Annotated in this window: 14 protein-coding genes; 6 read left to right on the top strand and 8 right to left on the bottom strand. The window is 72.1% G+C overall.

What is annotated here, in order from left to right; all coding sequences use genetic code 11:
- Window positions 1–148 precede the first annotated feature (148 nt).
- The 3 genes from PUR26_RS14080 (at window position 149) to PUR26_RS14070 (ending at window position 3,359) form a co-directional block, all read left to right on the top strand.
- Complete coding sequence (locus PUR26_RS14080; protein WP_329872625.1) at window positions 149–988, top strand: DUF4097 family beta strand repeat-containing protein; 840 nt, start codon at window positions 149–151, stop codon at window positions 986–988.
- Window positions 989–1,557: 569 nt separating this feature from the next.
- On the top strand, window positions 1,558–2,574 hold the full coding sequence (locus PUR26_RS14075; RefSeq protein ID WP_329872623.1) for an ATP-binding cassette domain-containing protein: 1,017 nt from the start codon (window positions 1,558–1,560) through the stop codon (window positions 2,572–2,574).
- Window positions 2,571–3,359: an ABC transporter permease gene (locus PUR26_RS14070; protein WP_329872621.1), complete on the top strand. Its 789-nt coding sequence runs from the start codon at window positions 2,571–2,573 to the stop codon at window positions 3,357–3,359. The genes PUR26_RS14075 and PUR26_RS14070 overlap by 4 nt, the downstream gene beginning before the upstream one ends.
- 174 nt (window positions 3,360–3,533) lie before the next feature.
- On the opposite strand, the gene PUR26_RS14065 is transcribed toward PUR26_RS14070, so the two are convergent.
- Complete coding sequence (locus tag PUR26_RS14065) at window positions 3,534–4,832, bottom strand: phosphoribosyltransferase (protein WP_329872619.1); 1,299 nt, start codon at window positions 4,830–4,832, stop codon at window positions 3,534–3,536.
- A gap of 206 nt (window positions 4,833–5,038) precedes the next feature.
- Between PUR26_RS14065 and PUR26_RS14060 the strand changes: the two genes are divergently transcribed.
- The 3 genes from PUR26_RS14060 to PUR26_RS14050 all read left to right on the top strand — a co-directional run bounded on the left by PUR26_RS14060 (window position 5,039) and on the right by PUR26_RS14050 (window position 6,672).
- Window positions 5,039–5,779: a PP2C family protein-serine/threonine phosphatase gene (locus PUR26_RS14060; RefSeq protein ID WP_329872617.1), complete on the top strand. Its 741-nt coding sequence runs from the start codon at window positions 5,039–5,041 to the stop codon at window positions 5,777–5,779.
- 151 nt (window positions 5,780–5,930) lie between these two features.
- Window positions 5,931–6,101: a DUF5670 family protein gene (locus tag PUR26_RS14055; protein WP_329872615.1), complete on the top strand. Its 171-nt coding sequence runs from the start codon at window positions 5,931–5,933 to the stop codon at window positions 6,099–6,101.
- A gap of 415 nt (window positions 6,102–6,516) precedes the next feature.
- Entirely contained in the window at window positions 6,517–6,672 is a 156-nt protein-coding gene (locus tag PUR26_RS14050; protein WP_329872613.1) for a DUF6131 family protein, read from the top strand.
- A 275-nt stretch (window positions 6,673–6,947) separates the two neighbouring features.
- On the opposite strand, the gene PUR26_RS14045 is transcribed toward PUR26_RS14050, so the two are convergent.
- From PUR26_RS14045 to PUR26_RS14015, 7 genes are all read right to left on the bottom strand, one after another.
- Window positions 6,948–7,703 (bottom strand): enoyl-CoA hydratase/isomerase family protein, encoded by a 756-nt coding sequence (locus PUR26_RS14045; protein ID WP_329872679.1) that lies wholly within the window; start codon window positions 7,701–7,703, stop codon window positions 6,948–6,950.
- A 269-nt stretch (window positions 7,704–7,972) separates the two neighbouring features.
- Entirely contained in the window at window positions 7,973–9,103 is a 1,131-nt protein-coding gene (locus PUR26_RS14040) for a cytochrome P450 (RefSeq protein ID WP_329872677.1), read from the bottom strand.
- A 311-nt stretch (window positions 9,104–9,414) separates the two neighbouring features.
- The gene (locus PUR26_RS14035; protein WP_329872611.1) at window positions 9,415–10,812 is read right to left on the bottom strand and encodes a cytochrome P450; all 1,398 of its coding nucleotides are present in this window, start codon (window positions 10,810–10,812) and stop codon (window positions 9,415–9,417) included.
- A 90-nt stretch (window positions 10,813–10,902) separates the two neighbouring features.
- Complete coding sequence (locus tag PUR26_RS14030) at window positions 10,903–11,493, bottom strand: GTP-binding protein (RefSeq protein ID WP_329872609.1); 591 nt, start codon at window positions 11,491–11,493, stop codon at window positions 10,903–10,905.
- The gene (locus PUR26_RS14025; protein WP_329872607.1) at window positions 11,468–11,842 is read right to left on the bottom strand and encodes a DUF742 domain-containing protein; all 375 of its coding nucleotides are present in this window, start codon (window positions 11,840–11,842) and stop codon (window positions 11,468–11,470) included. The genes PUR26_RS14030 and PUR26_RS14025 overlap by 26 nt, the downstream gene beginning before the upstream one ends.
- Window positions 11,839–12,243, bottom strand: a complete 405-nt coding sequence (locus tag PUR26_RS14020) for a roadblock/LC7 domain-containing protein (RefSeq protein WP_329872605.1) — start codon at window positions 12,241–12,243, stop codon at window positions 11,839–11,841. The genes PUR26_RS14025 and PUR26_RS14020 overlap by 4 nt, the downstream gene beginning before the upstream one ends.
- Entirely contained in the window at window positions 12,240–13,460 is a 1,221-nt protein-coding gene (locus PUR26_RS14015; RefSeq protein ID WP_329872604.1) for an ATP-binding protein, read from the bottom strand. Before PUR26_RS14015 ends, PUR26_RS14020 begins: the two co-directional genes overlap by 4 nt.
- Window positions 13,461–13,633: the final 173 nt, after the last annotated feature.

Genomic DNA, 13,633 nt, shown 5'->3' with positions numbered 1-13,633 from the left:
ACGGTCCAGGACCTCCGCCCGCCGAGCGTGGGGGGGCGGGCGTGCCCGCCCGGGTCCATGGGCGAACCGCCACGCGTACGGCACCACTTGTCATCGCACCCGCCCTGCCGGCGGGAACGCGCACCACAGCCATGAGGACGGGACAGCCATGCCTGATTTCGAGACCCCGGAACCGATCTCCGTCACGGTGGAGTTCGACGTCGGGTCGGTCCGCATCACCGCGAGCAAGCGCACGGACACCGTGGTCGAGGTGGTGCCGAGCGACAGCACCGAGGAGGCCGACGTACGGGCCGCGCAGCAGACGAAGGTCTCCCTCACCGGGGGGAGGCTGCTCGTGAAGGGGGTCAGGAAGCGGTCCCTCTTCGGCAGGAGCGGATCGGTCGACGTGACCATCGGGCTTCCCGCCGGCTCGGACGTCCAGGGCACCTCGGCCGTGGGGGACTTCGCCTGCGAGGGCGTCTTCGGACACTGCCGGCTCAAGACGTCCGTCGGCCACATCCAGGTCGAGGAGGCGTCCACCGCCCACCTCAGGACCGGCCACGGCGACATCCGTGTGGAACGGGTGGAGGGCGAGACCGAGGCGATCGGGGCGGGCCGGATCGACATCGGCCGCATCGGGGGCACCGCGGTCGTCAAGAACGGCAACGGCGAGACGACGATCGGCGAGGTGGCCGGCGATCTGCGGGTCAACGCGTCCAACGGCCGTATCTCCGTCGACGCCGTCCAGGCGGGGATCGACGCCAAGTCCGCCAACGGCGACATCCGGGTCGGCGAGGTGGTGCGGGGTCAGGCCGAGCTGCAGACCGCCGCCGGGGAGGTCGAGATCGGCATCCGCCGGTCCACCACCGCCTGGCTCGACGTGAACACCAAACTGGGCAAGGTGCGCAACTCGCTCGATCCCTCCGACGGGCCCGGCTCCAGCGACGAGACCGTCAAGGTGCGTGCGCGCACGGGGATCGGCGACATCGTGATCCGCCGTTCCTCCTGACCGGCACCTCACCCGGCCCCGGCCCTCGACACCCGGCCCTCGACACCCGACCCTGACAGCCCGACCGGCCCCGGCCCGGTGCCCGCCGGGGCCAGGCCCGGCCCGCTGACGGGTCCCCGGCCTCTGCCCCCGGCACCCGGCCCCCTGCGGGCCCCTCTCCCACCGCGCTGCCGGCTCCCGCGCCCGCCCGGCGTCCTCCCGGTCCGCGACGCCCCTGATCGGCCCCTGCGACCGGCCCCCTGATCGGCCCCGCGGCCTGCCACCCGACCCCGGCCCCGGCACACCGGCACACCGGCACCGCGACGCCCGGACCTCGCGGTCCGGCGCGGCCTCCAGGCCCGTGATCCGGCGGCGCCGGACCCGTGAGCGGGCCGGAGCCCCGCGGCACCCGGACCTCCCCACCCGCGCTCGCCCCCCTCCGGACCCCGAGCGTCTCCCGCTCCGGCACCACCGCACCCCGGCACATGACTCCGTCGTACGGCCCGTCCGGCCGGACGGCCACACCCCCATGACGGCACCAGACCGCACCAGACCGCACCAGACCGCACCAGTGAAAGGGCAGGGCTGCCATGACTGTCACGACCGCCATGACCGGTTCCCGCGCCACCGGCGCCCCGGTGGCGATCAGCGCCTCGGGCCTCTCCAAGCGCTACGGCGACAAGGTGGTGCTCGACGGCATCGACCTGACGATCCCCGAAGGAACGATCTTCGCCCTCCTCGGCCCCAACGGCGCCGGGAAGACCACCACCGTCCAGATCCTCTCCACCCTCATCTCCGCCGACGCCGGCGAGGTGCGCGTGGCGGGCCACGACCTGGCTGTCGAGGCCGACGCGATAAGGGCCTCGATCGGTGTCACCGGCCAGTTCTCGGCGGTGGACAACCTGCTGACCGCCCGCGAGAACCTGATGCTCATGGCGGACCTGAACCACCTGGACCGCCGCGAGGGCCGCCGGCGCTCGGCCGGCCTGCTGGACCGCTTCGAACTGACCGAGGCGGCCACGAAGCCCGTCTCCACCTTCTCGGGCGGCATGCGCCGCAAGCTCGACCTGGCGATGACCCTGGTCGGTGACCCGCGCGTCATCTTCCTCGACGAGCCGACCACCGGGCTCGATCCGCGCAGCCGCCGGACCATGTGGGAGATCATCCGCAGCCTGGTCGTCGACGACGGCGTCACGATCTTCCTGACCACGCAGTACCTGGAGGAGGCCGACCAGCTCGCGGACCGCATCGCCGTCCTCGACCAGGGCAGGCTGGTCGCCGAGGGCACCGCGGAGGAGCTCAAGCGCCGCATCCCCGGCGGCCACATCCGGCTCCGGTTCGCCGACGAGGGCGCGCTGCACGCGGCGGACGCCCTCTTCGACCCGGTGGGCCTTGTCCGCGACGACGAGGCACTCACCCTGCGCATCCCGAGCGACGGCAGTGTTCCGGCCCTGCGTGCCGTGCTCGACGTCCTGGACGGCGCGTCGATCGTGGCCGAGGCACTCACCGTGCACACGCCCGATCTCGACGACGTGTTCCTCACTCTCACCGGCCAGACCCGTTCGTCGGACGCCCCGGCGGACCCGCAGAAGGGAAACGTCCGATGACCACCATGTCGTACGGCGTCCGTGACTCGATGACCATGCTCCGCCGCAACATCAAGCACGCGCTGCGCTACCCGTCGTTGACGCTCACGGTCGTCGTGATGCCCGTCATGATGCTGCTCCTCTTCAACTTCGTGTTCGGCGGTGCCCTGGGGAGCGGCATCGGCACCATGCCCAGCAGCGGCGAGTACATCGACTACGTCGCCCCGGGCATCATCCTCATGGCCGCCACCTCCGGTGCCCTGACCACCGCCATCAGCGTCTGCGTCGACGTCACCGAAGGCATCGTCAACCGGTTCCGCACGATGGCCATCTCCCGTGCGTCGTTCCTGACCGGACATGTCGTCGGCAGTCTGATCCAGACGATGATCGGCATCGCGCTCGTCACCGGCGTCGCGCTGCTCGTGGGCTTCCGCCCCGACGCCACGCCCGTCGAGTGGATCGCGGCCATCGGCCTGCTCGCGCTCATCACCCTGGCCCTCACCTGGCTGGCGGCCGCCATGGGGCTGGTGGCCAAGACGGTCGAGACGGCCAGCAACATGCCCATGCCGCTGACGTTCCTCCCCTTCATCGGCAGCGCCATCGTCCCGACCGACTCCATGCCCGCCGGCCTGGCGTGGTTCGCGGAGTACCAGCCCTTCACCCCGATCATCGAGACCCTGCGGGGCCTGCTGCTGGGCACGGAGATCGGCAACAGCGCCGTCATCGCCCTCGCCTGGAGCGTCGGCCTGAGCCTGGTCGGCTACCTGTGGGCGCGCTCGGCCTTCCACCGCGAGGCCACCCGTTAGACCTTCCACCGCGAGGCCACCCGTTGGCCGGTCCCGCCGGTCCCGCCGGTCGTGACGGTCGTGGCGGTCGTGGCGGTCGTGCCGGTTCGCTGTCCGCAGAGGCCCGTCGGGTACCGCCCGGCGGGCCGGCGGCATGCCGGGCGGGAGGCGCGGCCCCGGGTCGCCGCCGCGACGTCACCCCGACGTCATGTGGTCGACGAACCAGTCCCGTGCGAGGCCGGCGACCGTGTCCAGCGCCCCGGGCTCCTCGAAGAGGTGGGTGGCGCCCGGTACGACGTCGAGGCGGTTCTCGCAGCGCAAGGCCGCCCGGGCGCGGCGGTTGAGGTCCAGCACCGTCGTGTCGCGGCCGCCCACGATCAGCAGGACGGGTGCCCGTACGTCGGCGAGCCGCGGCCCGGCGAGGTCGGGCCGGCCGCCGCGGGAGACCACGGCCCCGACGCCGGTGCCGGGCGAGGCGGCGGCCCGCAGCGCCGCCGCGGCACCCGTGCTCGCCCCGAAGTACCCGACCGGCAGGGGCTCCCGGAGCCGCAGCCGGCGGGCGACGTCCGTCAGCCGGCCGGCCAGGGTCTCGATGTCGAAGACATTGGCCCGGTCGGCCGCCTCGGCGGGTGTCAGCAGGTCGAGGAGCAGGGTGCCCAGACCGGCCCGGTTCAGGAACCCCGCCACCGAACGGTTCCGTGGACTGTGACGGCTGCTCCCGGAGCCGTGGGCGAACACCACGACCGCCTCCGCGCCCCGCGGCAGAGTGAGGTCCCCGGTCAGGGAGACCCCGCCCGCGTCGAGCTCCAGCTCCTCGGTGGGCCCGGCCTCGGCGCCTCCGGGAGGGCCCCCGAGGGGGGCGGCCGTGGACCGGGCCAGGAGCGCGACCACATCCTCGTCCGGGGTCTGGGAGAAGTCCTCGTACCACTCGCCCACGGCCCGGAAGGCGTGCGGCGTGGACAGGCACACGACCTCGTCCGCCTGTTCGCGCAGCCGGGCCACCGCGTCCGGCGGGGCCGTGGGTACGGCCAGCACCACCCGGGCCGCTCCCTGGGCCCGCGCCACCTGGCACGCGGCGGCCGCCGTGGCACCGGTCGCGATCCCGTCGTCCACCACGATCACCGTCCGGCCCCCCAGCGGCACCCGCGCCCGGTCGCCGCGGAACCGCCGCGCCTGTCGTGCCAGCTCCTCCTCCTCGGCGTGCTCGACGGAGACGATGTCACTCGCCCCGACCCCGCTGCGGCGCACGATGTCGTCCGTGATGACCCGTACGCCGCCCTCGCCGATGGCCCCGAACCCGAGCTCCCGGTGGTACGGGACCCCGAGCTTGCGGACCACGATCACATCGAGCGGGGCGCCGAGCGCGCGCGCCACCTCGTAGGCCACCGGGACCCCGCCACGGGGCAGGCCCAGGACGACGGGCCGCTCCCCGCGCGTGTGCAGCAGGGCCTCGGCGAGACGTCGTCCGGCATCCGTGCGATCGGTGAACAGCACGGTGGTTCACCACCATCCTGGGGGAGGGACACCGGTATGGCGCCCGCCCACTTCGGCATAACCCCGGTGACCCCGCCCCGCAACTCGGGGCGCGGCGCCCGGCTGCGGCAGGGCTCCACCGCTGCCCGTCTCGGCGCCGGGCGCCCCCCGGCGCCACAATGGAGGCACGGGACGCTCCTGTCGCCATGGAGAGGCGGGACGATGCGATGCCGTACGTGACCGTGACCGCCCTGAGCCATCCCGGGCTCGTCCGGGGCCTCAACGAGGACAGTCTCGTGGCGGGTCCGTGGACGCTCTGCGGGACCGTGACCGAGAACCCGCAGACGCTCGTGTTCCCCCTCGGCACCCCGCTCGTCGTCGCCGTCGCCGACGGCATCGGAGGGCAGCCGGGCGGCGAGGTGGCCAGTGCGCTGGTCGCCACCGAACTGGCCGCGCTCGGACCGTCCCTGGACGGGGAGGAAGCCGTCAGGGATGCCCTGGACGCCTGCAACCAGGCGGTGTACGCGGCGGCGGACCGCGACCCGGAGCTGTTCACCATGGGCACCACGGTCGCCGGGGCGGTCGTCCTGGCGGAGCACCTGCTGGTGTTCAACGTGGGCGACAGCCGGGTGTTCGACGCCGGCGGGAGCGGCCTGCGCCAGGTGAGCGTGGACGACAGTCCGCCGCTCGCCGAGGGGGAGCGCACCACGACCCTGGTCACCCAGGCGCTCGGCGGCGCGGACCGGTTCCACCCCATCACACCCCATGTCGCCACCTCACCGTTCGCCCCGGGCGCCCGGTACCTGGTGTGCACCGACGGCCTGACCGATCCCGTACCGCAGGACGCGCTCGAAGAGCTGTTGCGGCTCCACGACGACGGCAGGGCCGCGTTCGAGCTGTGGAAGTCGGCCATCGAGGCGGGCGGCCCCGACAACATCACCCTCGCGCTGATCGAGACCGGCGCGTAGCCACCCCGCGGCACGCCTCCCGTCCCGCTCAGGACGCGCGTCCCGCCCCGGCGCCCCGGCCGAGTCCCGGCGGCCGCCGAGGAAGTGACGGGTCATGCGAGTGTGTACCTGCGGAATACCGGGGCAGACGGCGGAACGGAGGTCGATAAATATGGTTCCCCTTCTTCTCGTTCTTCTTCTGGCCCTGATCCTTTTCGGTGCGGGATTCGCACTCAAGGCCCTGTGGTGGATCGCCGTCATCGTGCTGGTGGTGTGGCTGATCGGCTTCGTCGCCCGTTCCACGGGCCCGAGTGGCCGACGAGGCCGCTGGTACCGCTGGTAGCCGGCGGGCGTCGTCACGGCTGACGGCACGGCAGAAACAAACAGACCAGTGGCCCTCACCGGTGAGAACGCAAACCAGTGGGGCAGTGGTAAGCATTGGTGGAATAGCCGCCCGGAATTATTACGGCAAGGGGGCACACCGAGTTCTTCGGCGTGCCCCCTTCCGCCGTTTCCGGATTCAGCGGCGGCCGTTCCGTCTTCCCGCCGTTCCGTCCCGCAGTTCCGCTTTGGGGGACACCCCTCGCCGCCCGTCGGCAGCCCCTCGCGACCCCGCCCGGAAGGCCCTTCCCGACCCGCCGGGCGAAGCCCACGGCCCCCCGGCGTCCGGTGCCCCGGTGAGGCGACGGCTCAAGAGGCCGGGCCGCCCCGCAGCGCCTACGCTGAGAGAGAGGTACATCGCAAGATCGGAGGGCGCCATGATCGTTCTCGGGGTCATCCTGCTCGTCATCGGCTGGGTGCTGAGCATCTCCATTCTGTGGACCATCGGAATCATCCTGCTCGTCATCGGGGCCATCCTGTGGATCCTCGGAGCGCTCGGGCACGCCGTCGGCGGGCGACGGCATTACTGGTAGCCGGCCGGTGCCGGCTTCCGTCCGCGAAGCCCCGTGGCGTCCTGAAGGTGTCGCCCCCCGGCTTCGCCCATGCACCCCGGACCGGAATGCGTGTCAGACGGCCCTCCGGGTGCCGTTCGTTCCGACGGCCGTGCCGGCTTGAGCGGCACGGCCGTCGACGTGTGCGCGGCCGCCCACCGGCCGGGGCCCCGGGTCCCGGGCCCGAGGGGCCGCCGCACCCGGACCCCCGGCTCACCGGCCCCGCGACTGCCGGCCTCCAGGCCTGCCGGCCCGGCTCACCGGCCCTGTACGGGCCCGGCCTCCCCGCCGTGGCGGCCGCGGCGGGTCGCGGCGGCGACCGCGGCCATCAGTTCCCCGTCCAGCAGGGACGGGTCGGCCAGCCGGGTGGGGGCCGCGTAGGAGTTGAGCAGCGCCTTGGTGACCCGGAGCGCGGCCTCCGGGCGGCGGACGACGGGCCTGGCCCATGCGGCGACCGCCTCGTCCAGCGCGTCCTCGGGCACCACGCGCTGGAGGATCGACAGGCCGTACGCCTCGGCGGCGCCGAAAGCGCGTCCCGTCAGGATGAGTTCGCGCACCCGGGCGGCGCCCACCTCGTGGATGAGCCGCGGCAGCACACCGCCCCACGCGGTGGGCAGCCCGAGCGCCAGCTCCGGCAGCCGGAATCCGGCGGTGTCGGCCCCGACGCGCAGATCGCAGGAGAGGGCCAGCGCCAGCCCGGCGCCGATGGCCCTGCCCTGCACCCGGGCGATGGTGACGGCCGGCCCGGCGGAGAGCGCCTCGCAGACGCGGCGGGCCTTGTCTCCGGCGATCCGGATGCCCCGCCCGGTGGGGTCCTCGTCGAGCCAGTCGGCGAACTCCGTACGGTCCCCGCCCAGGCAGAAGTCGTCGCCGGCGCCGCTGAGGACCAGCACCCGGACATCGGGGTCCGGCACGGCCAGCACCGCCAGCAGGTCGTCCAGCATCTCCTCGGTCACCGCGTTGCCCGTGTCGGGACAGTGGAGCTCCAGGTGCAGGACATGACCCTCGCGCAGCGTGCGTACCCGGGCTGGCCGGCCGGACGGGGCCGCCTGCGGTCCGGGCGCTCCTGACGGGTCACGCGGCGCCTGCCGGCCGTGCGGGCCGTGCGGTGGGGCCGGGGGGGCCTGCGCGGTGGGGGCGCCCGGCGGGTTCTGCGGTATGTGCGGGTTCTGCGGTATGTGCGGGTTCTGCGGTATGGGTGGGGTCTGCGGTATGTGCGAAGTCGGCGGCAGGTGTGGCGCCTGCGGCAGGTGCGCGGCCAGGTAGTCGGAGGGCGCGAGGTTCATACCGTCACCTTCAGCGAGGTCACGCGCCGGAAGACCATGCGGGACGCGTACCCGGGCGGGGCGGCGGGGCGCAGGGTGGGGAAGCGGCGCAGCAGTCCCGCCAGGAGCGTGCGCGCCTCCAGGCGGGCGAGCGCCGCGCCCAGGCAGTAGTGGACGCCGCCGCCGAAGGTGAGGTGGTCGCCCCGGCGCAGGATGTCGAAGAGCGCCGGGTCGGCGTTGCGGCGGGGGTCGTGGTTGGCGGCCCCGTAGAGGACGTGGACCATGCTGTCCTTCGCGATCGGGACGCCCGCGAGGACGGTGTCGTCGGCGGCGACCCTGGTGTTGACGTGTATGGGCGGGTCGTACCGCAGCACCTCGTCGACGGCGGCGTCGACGTGCTCGGGGTGCTCGGCGAGCCAGGCCCACTGGCCCGGCTCCCTCGACAGCAGCCACACCATGGTCGACAGCAGCGTCGCGGTGGTCTCCAGCGAGGCGATGGTGACGAACATGGTCAGGCGGTAGAGGATCTCGTCGGCGGTCGCCCGGTCGGGCTCCAGCGCGTCCCAGGTGCGGATCCAGCCGGTCAGGACGTCGTCGCCGGGTGTGGCGCGGCGCCGCCCGACCAGGCCGGTGAAGTACGCCCGCAGCCGGACGGTCGCCTCGGCGGACAGGGCCAGCTGACGCTTGGTGGGCAGCAGCTCCTGGGCGTGCACCTGGTTGTGGGTGATCTCCAGGATGGCCGGGTGGTCCTCGGGCGGGATCCCCAGCCAGGAGCCGATGGTGCTGATCGGGAGCCGGTCGCCGACGAGGCCGACGAAGTCCGCCTCCCCCCGGCGCAGCCCCTCGGCCAGTCCGTCGAGCAGGCGGTCCACGTGCCGCTCGACGTGCGGGGTCAGCCGCTGGATCGTCGAGCGGTCGAAGAGGTTGCCGAGACTGCGCCGTTGACACGTGTGATCAGGCGCGTTGAGCCGGGAGAGCGTCTTCGTCATCTCCTGTGTGGCGATCGCGTCCCAGCGGTCGGTGTCCGACTGGCGCTCCTGCCAGGCGAAGTCCGGTGCCAACCAGTTCCGGCCGCGCAGGACCTGGTCGCACACGTCGTAGCCGGTGAGGAGATAGCCGCCCCAGGGGGCCCGTACGACGTCGCCCATGGCTCTCAGCTCGTCCAGGACGGGGTAGGGATCGGCCTGGCCCTCAGGGGTCCTCAGGCGCCGGAGCAGCGGGATGAGAGCACGGCGGTCGACGGCCGGCCTGTCTGTGCCACATATGGCGCTCACGCGGAGTCCCTTGTTCTCGGCACCTGATTACGGCCAGAACCTACCCCTCCGCATGTACTCGCCAAGCGTTGCCGTCTGTTGTCCCCGTCACAGGACATAAGCCCCGTCAAGCGCCTGACCGGACAGACCGTCAGGTGATTTATCGGCCAATGGATCAGGCGTTCGACAGGAGGGCGGGCGACCCCTCACACACGGAAGACGTCGAGGAAGGAACTCCACCAGCCCTTCGGCTTCTTCTGCGCTTCCGCGTGGGCGGCGCGGTGCGGCGCGGACACCGTTTCGGGGGCCGGGACACGGTGTGCGGAGGGCATCGCCTGCGCGGCCGTCGCGGTGTGCCGGGCGGCACTCGGGCTGAACCGCACGGGCAGGGACACCAGGGCCCGGTGGAACGGCCCCGGCCGCCATTCGACCGTGGACGCCGGTATGGCCAGGGTGAGGTCCGGCACCGCGTTGAGGATCTTCTCGATGGCGGTGAGCGCGATCAGCTGGGCGGGGGACTTCGCCGGGCAGACGTGCGGCCCCGCGCCCCACGCCAGGTGCGCGCCCTTGCTCAGGGTCTGGCGGGCGTCGGTGAGTTCGGGGTCGCTGTTCGCGGCGGCGAAACTGATCAGTACCGGGGTGTCCGCCTTCAGCGTCACCCCGCCGCCCAGATCGATGTCCTGGACCGGGTAGTGCGTCGCGTAGTTGGCGATGGGCGGGTTGTTCCACAGCACGTCGTCGAGGGCGTCCTCGACCAGCATCCCGGAACCGCGCCGGTTCGCTCCCGAGCCGTCGGTCGAGAGCAGCAGGAGCAGCGCGTTGGCGATCAGGTTGCGCTCCGGCTCGACCCCCGCGCCCATCAGCATGACGAGCTGGTCCTTGAGCTCCTCGTCGCGCAGGCCCGCGGGGTGCTGGATGAGCCAGGACGTGATGTCCTCGCCGGGCGTCCGGCGCTTGAAGGCGACGAGCTCCATCAGGCAGGCCGTCAGATCGGCGTTGGCCCGCAGCACGTCCTCGCCGTCGAAGATCGCGGCCATGTTGCGGGTCAGCCGGTCACCGATGTCACCGGGGCAGCCGAAGAGCTGGTTGAACAGCAGAAGCGGCAGGAGCTTCGCGTAGTCGTTGAGCAGGTCGGCACTGCCGCGCTCGATGAACTGGTCGATCAGGTAGTCACCGATGCGCTCGACGTCCCGGCTGAGCCGGCTGGAGTTCAGCCGGGCGAGGCTCTCGGTGACGGCCTTGCGCAGCCGCAGATGCTCGGTGCCGTCGGTGAAGAGGCAGTTGGGCCGGTACGCCATCATCGGCAGCACCGGGCTGTCGAGCGGTACGCGCCCTTCCCGCAGCGCCCCCCAACGCCGTGCGTCCCGTGCGAACAGGGCGGGGTTCTGCAGGACCCGCAGTGCCGCCTCGTGCTGGACGATCAGCGTGGCGTCCACGCCGGGCGCCAGCTCGATCGGCGCGGCGGGCCCGTGCGCCCGGAACTCGTCGTACACGCGCTGCGGGTTCGAGGCGAACTCCGGTCCGTAGAGCGACGTCTGCCGCTCACGGTGCATCGGGCACCCAGCGGGGACGCTGTACGGGGAGGCTCCCGGCTGAGAGTCCATGTGTGATTCCTCGGTGTGATCGCGGGCCTTGTCGGGGCACCGGTCGGATGTCGGGGGGCGGCGGAATGCCGGAAGCGGGTGGAACGGGGATCAGTCCACGCGCGAGAGGAGGTGCTGGACCAGGGTGATCAGCGCCTGGGCGGACGACTTCTGGTCCCGGGCGTCGCAGTACACGACCGGTGTGGACGGCAGCAGATCGAGGGCCTCACGCAGCTCCTCCTCGGCGTGGCGGGAGCCGGGGGTGAAGCTGTTGACGGCGACCGCGTACTCCAGCCCGTACGTCTCGACCAGGTCGATGACCGGGAAGGTGTCGGCGAGGCGGGACGGGTCGACGAGGAGCAGGGCGCCGAGCGAACCCCGGGCCATGTCCTCCCACAGCTCCACGAAGCGCTGCTGACCGGGCGTGCCGAACAGGTACAGCACCAGCTCGTCGCTCAGCGTCAGCCGGCCGAAATCCAGGGCGACCGTCGTGGTCACCTTGTCCGGCGCACCCCGCAGGTCGTCTATCTGGGCACTGGCCTGCGTCATCCTCTCCTCGGTACGCAGCGGGGCGATCTCGGAGAGGGTGCCGATGAGCGTCGTCTTGCCCACGGCGAAGTGTCCGACGACGAGGATCTTCGCCGCACGCTGCACCGCGTCCGGCACGTAGATGTTCTCAGCCGAACCGGACATGGAGTCCATGCAACACCTCTTCGAGGATCTTCCTGTCAACGAGCTGGGCCGGTGGCGGCGCCTTGCGGCGGATGAGGTGACCCTGTTCCGCTAAATCCTTCAGCAGCAGGCGCGCCACCCCGACGGGCAGCTCCAGGCGGCCCGCCACCTCGGCCACCGACAGGTAGCCCCCGGAGCACAGCTCCCAGATCGCCCGGACCTCGGGGCTCGGGTTCGGGTGCGGCTGCCGGTCGGGTGCGATGGTGACCAGGGTGACGAGCGAGAGCTCGTCCGGGTCGGGCAGACCGCGTCCGCCCGTGATGACGTAGGACCGGACGAACCCGCTGCTGACCGCCTGCTCCTCGCCCGGCGTCGTCATGCGTCGCTTCCGGCGCTCTGGCGGGGAGGTGTGGTCATCGCCTTTCCGAGCGCGCTCACCTGCTGCTGCATACGGAAGGACATGGCCTCCATGTCCACGTCGGCCGCTGCCGCGGCGGCGAGGTAGGCACCCGTGCCCGCCGCGATGAGGAAGATCCAGCCCCCCTCGTACTCCAGGAGGGTCTGCCGCCAGCGGCCCGGGGTCTGGCTCCCGATGAAGGGACCGACGGCCCGGCTCAGCGACTGCATGGAGCTCATGGCCGCGGCGACGGTCTCCGCGTCGTCCCGGCCGATCTCATTGGAGTTGGCCAGCAGCAGACCGTCGGCCGAGACGAGGATCGCGTGGCGCGCGCCGGGTACCTGGAGCAGGTCGTTGAGTACCCACGACAGTTCGGGGTTCACTGGATCTCGGGTCCTTCCATCGTCGTCGTGTCACGCCCGGACCGGGTCCCGCGCTGGAAAGCGCCCAGGCGGGAAGCGGTCTCCTCGTTGCTCGGCACCGGAGCCAGATCGGCCGACGGCACGGCGGAGACGGGGCTCTTGCGACGACGCTTCGGCAGGCCACCGGCAGTGGTGACCTGGCCCGCGGGCTGAGGGGCGGGGGCCGGCTGTGCTGCCGGGGGGAACAGCGGTGTGGGCGGCGGGGCGGGTGTCTGACGCCGGGCGAACTCCGAGACGTGGGCCTCGTGACCGCCGACCGCCGCGGGCGGCGGGGCGTCACTGGTGAGAAGCTCGTCGGGCAGCAGAACCACGGCGCGTACGCCTCCATAGGGGGATACGGAATCCACCGACACCCGGAACCCGTAGCGGGCGGCCAGCATGCCGGAGACGGCGAATCCGAACTGCGGCGGAATGCCCAGGCTGGAGAGGCTGATCGCGGCCTGCGGAGCGAGCAGGGCCGCCGCGCGGTCCTTCTCCTCCTGGCCCATGCCGAGACCGGCGTCGTCGACGATCAGGCAGACGCCCTTGGGCACGGCCTGGATGTTGATCTCCACCGGGGTGCCGGGGGCGGAGTAGTTGGTGGCGTTGGCCAGCAGCTCGGCGAGGACCACCGCGACCGGCTCCACGGCCTTGCTGACGACCGAGAAGTTCACCTGTCCGTTGATCCGCACCCGGTCGAACTGCCGGATACGGCCCTGGGCGCTGCGGGCCACGTCGAAGACCGAGGCGACGGTCTCCCGGCGGCCCAGCCAGCCGCCGCACAGCACCGCGATGCCCTGTGCCCGGCGCCCGAACTGGCTGTTGGCGTGGTCGATGGCCATCAGGTCGGCCAGCATCTGGGGGTCGTCGCCGTACTTCTTCTGCGCCTTCTCGACGACCACCTGCTGTTCGTCCGCGAGGCCCTGGAGCGTGCGGACCGCCGCTTTGAGGACCGCCTTGGTCTCCTCCTCGGCGTCCTTGCGGACCTCGGAGAGCTCCATGGCGTGCCGGTGCAGGACACCGGAGTGCGCGGCGTGCAGATCGTCACGCTGCCGCAGCAGCGTGTCGCGCTCCCCCTGGAGGTCGGCGTTCTGCCTGCGCAGCCGGATGTTGGTCGTGCGAGCACGCAGGACGGCACCCACAGAGACCAGCGCTACGACCACCAGTGCCCAGAGGAGGAGGCTCTGTGCAAATGTCATGAGACTCACTTCAAGTGCCATGGCTACGGAAACGGATCGGCGCTGCTCGGCGCGGTGCCGTTCCGGGCTCTTGGAGCCTCGGCCGGTGCCACGTCGGGAAGGCCATTCCGAATGTGGGGCCGAGAATCCATCCCTCTCGGAATGCCCCCATGCGCCATCAGCCCACTGAAATG

It is taken from the genome of Streptomyces sp. SP18CS02, assembly GCF_036322365.1.
Classification (GTDB): Bacteria; Actinomycetota; Actinomycetes; order Streptomycetales; family Streptomycetaceae; genus Streptomyces.
The sequence above is the reverse complement of the archived record's forward strand: the minus strand, read 5'-3'. Positions and strand labels throughout refer to the sequence as shown.

Excerpts from the sequence above, each read along its gene's own strand:
- PUR26_RS14050 (WP_329872613.1), top strand. The coding sequence starts at position 6,517 with ATGATCGTTCTCGGGGTCATCCTGCTCGTCATCGGCTGGGTGCTGAGC.
- PUR26_RS14075 (WP_329872623.1), top strand. The coding sequence starts at position 1,558 with ATGACTGTCACGACCGCCATGACCGGTTCCCGCGCCACCGGCGCCCCG.
- PUR26_RS14015 (WP_329872604.1), bottom strand. The coding sequence starts at position 13,460 with ATGACATTTGCACAGAGCCTCCTCCTCTGGGCACTGGTGGTCGTAGCG.
- PUR26_RS14070 (WP_329872621.1), top strand. The coding sequence starts at position 2,571 with ATGACCACCATGTCGTACGGCGTCCGTGACTCGATGACCATGCTCCGC.
- PUR26_RS14055 (WP_329872615.1), top strand. The coding sequence starts at position 5,931 with ATGGTTCCCCTTCTTCTCGTTCTTCTTCTGGCCCTGATCCTTTTCGGT.
- PUR26_RS14080 (WP_329872625.1), top strand. The coding sequence starts at position 149 with ATGCCTGATTTCGAGACCCCGGAACCGATCTCCGTCACGGTGGAGTTC.
- PUR26_RS14035 (WP_329872611.1), bottom strand. The coding sequence starts at position 10,812 with ATGGACTCTCAGCCGGGAGCCTCCCCGTACAGCGTCCCCGCTGGGTGC.
- PUR26_RS14025 (WP_329872607.1), bottom strand. The coding sequence starts at position 11,842 with ATGACGACGCCGGGCGAGGAGCAGGCGGTCAGCAGCGGGTTCGTCCGG.
- PUR26_RS14040 (WP_329872677.1), bottom strand. The coding sequence starts at position 9,103 with ATGGGCGACGTCGTACGGGCCCCCTGGGGCGGCTATCTCCTCACCGGC.
- PUR26_RS14060 (WP_329872617.1), top strand. The coding sequence starts at position 5,039 with ATGCCGTACGTGACCGTGACCGCCCTGAGCCATCCCGGGCTCGTCCGG.
- PUR26_RS14030 (WP_329872609.1), bottom strand. The coding sequence starts at position 11,493 with ATGGACTCCATGTCCGGTTCGGCTGAGAACATCTACGTGCCGGACGCG.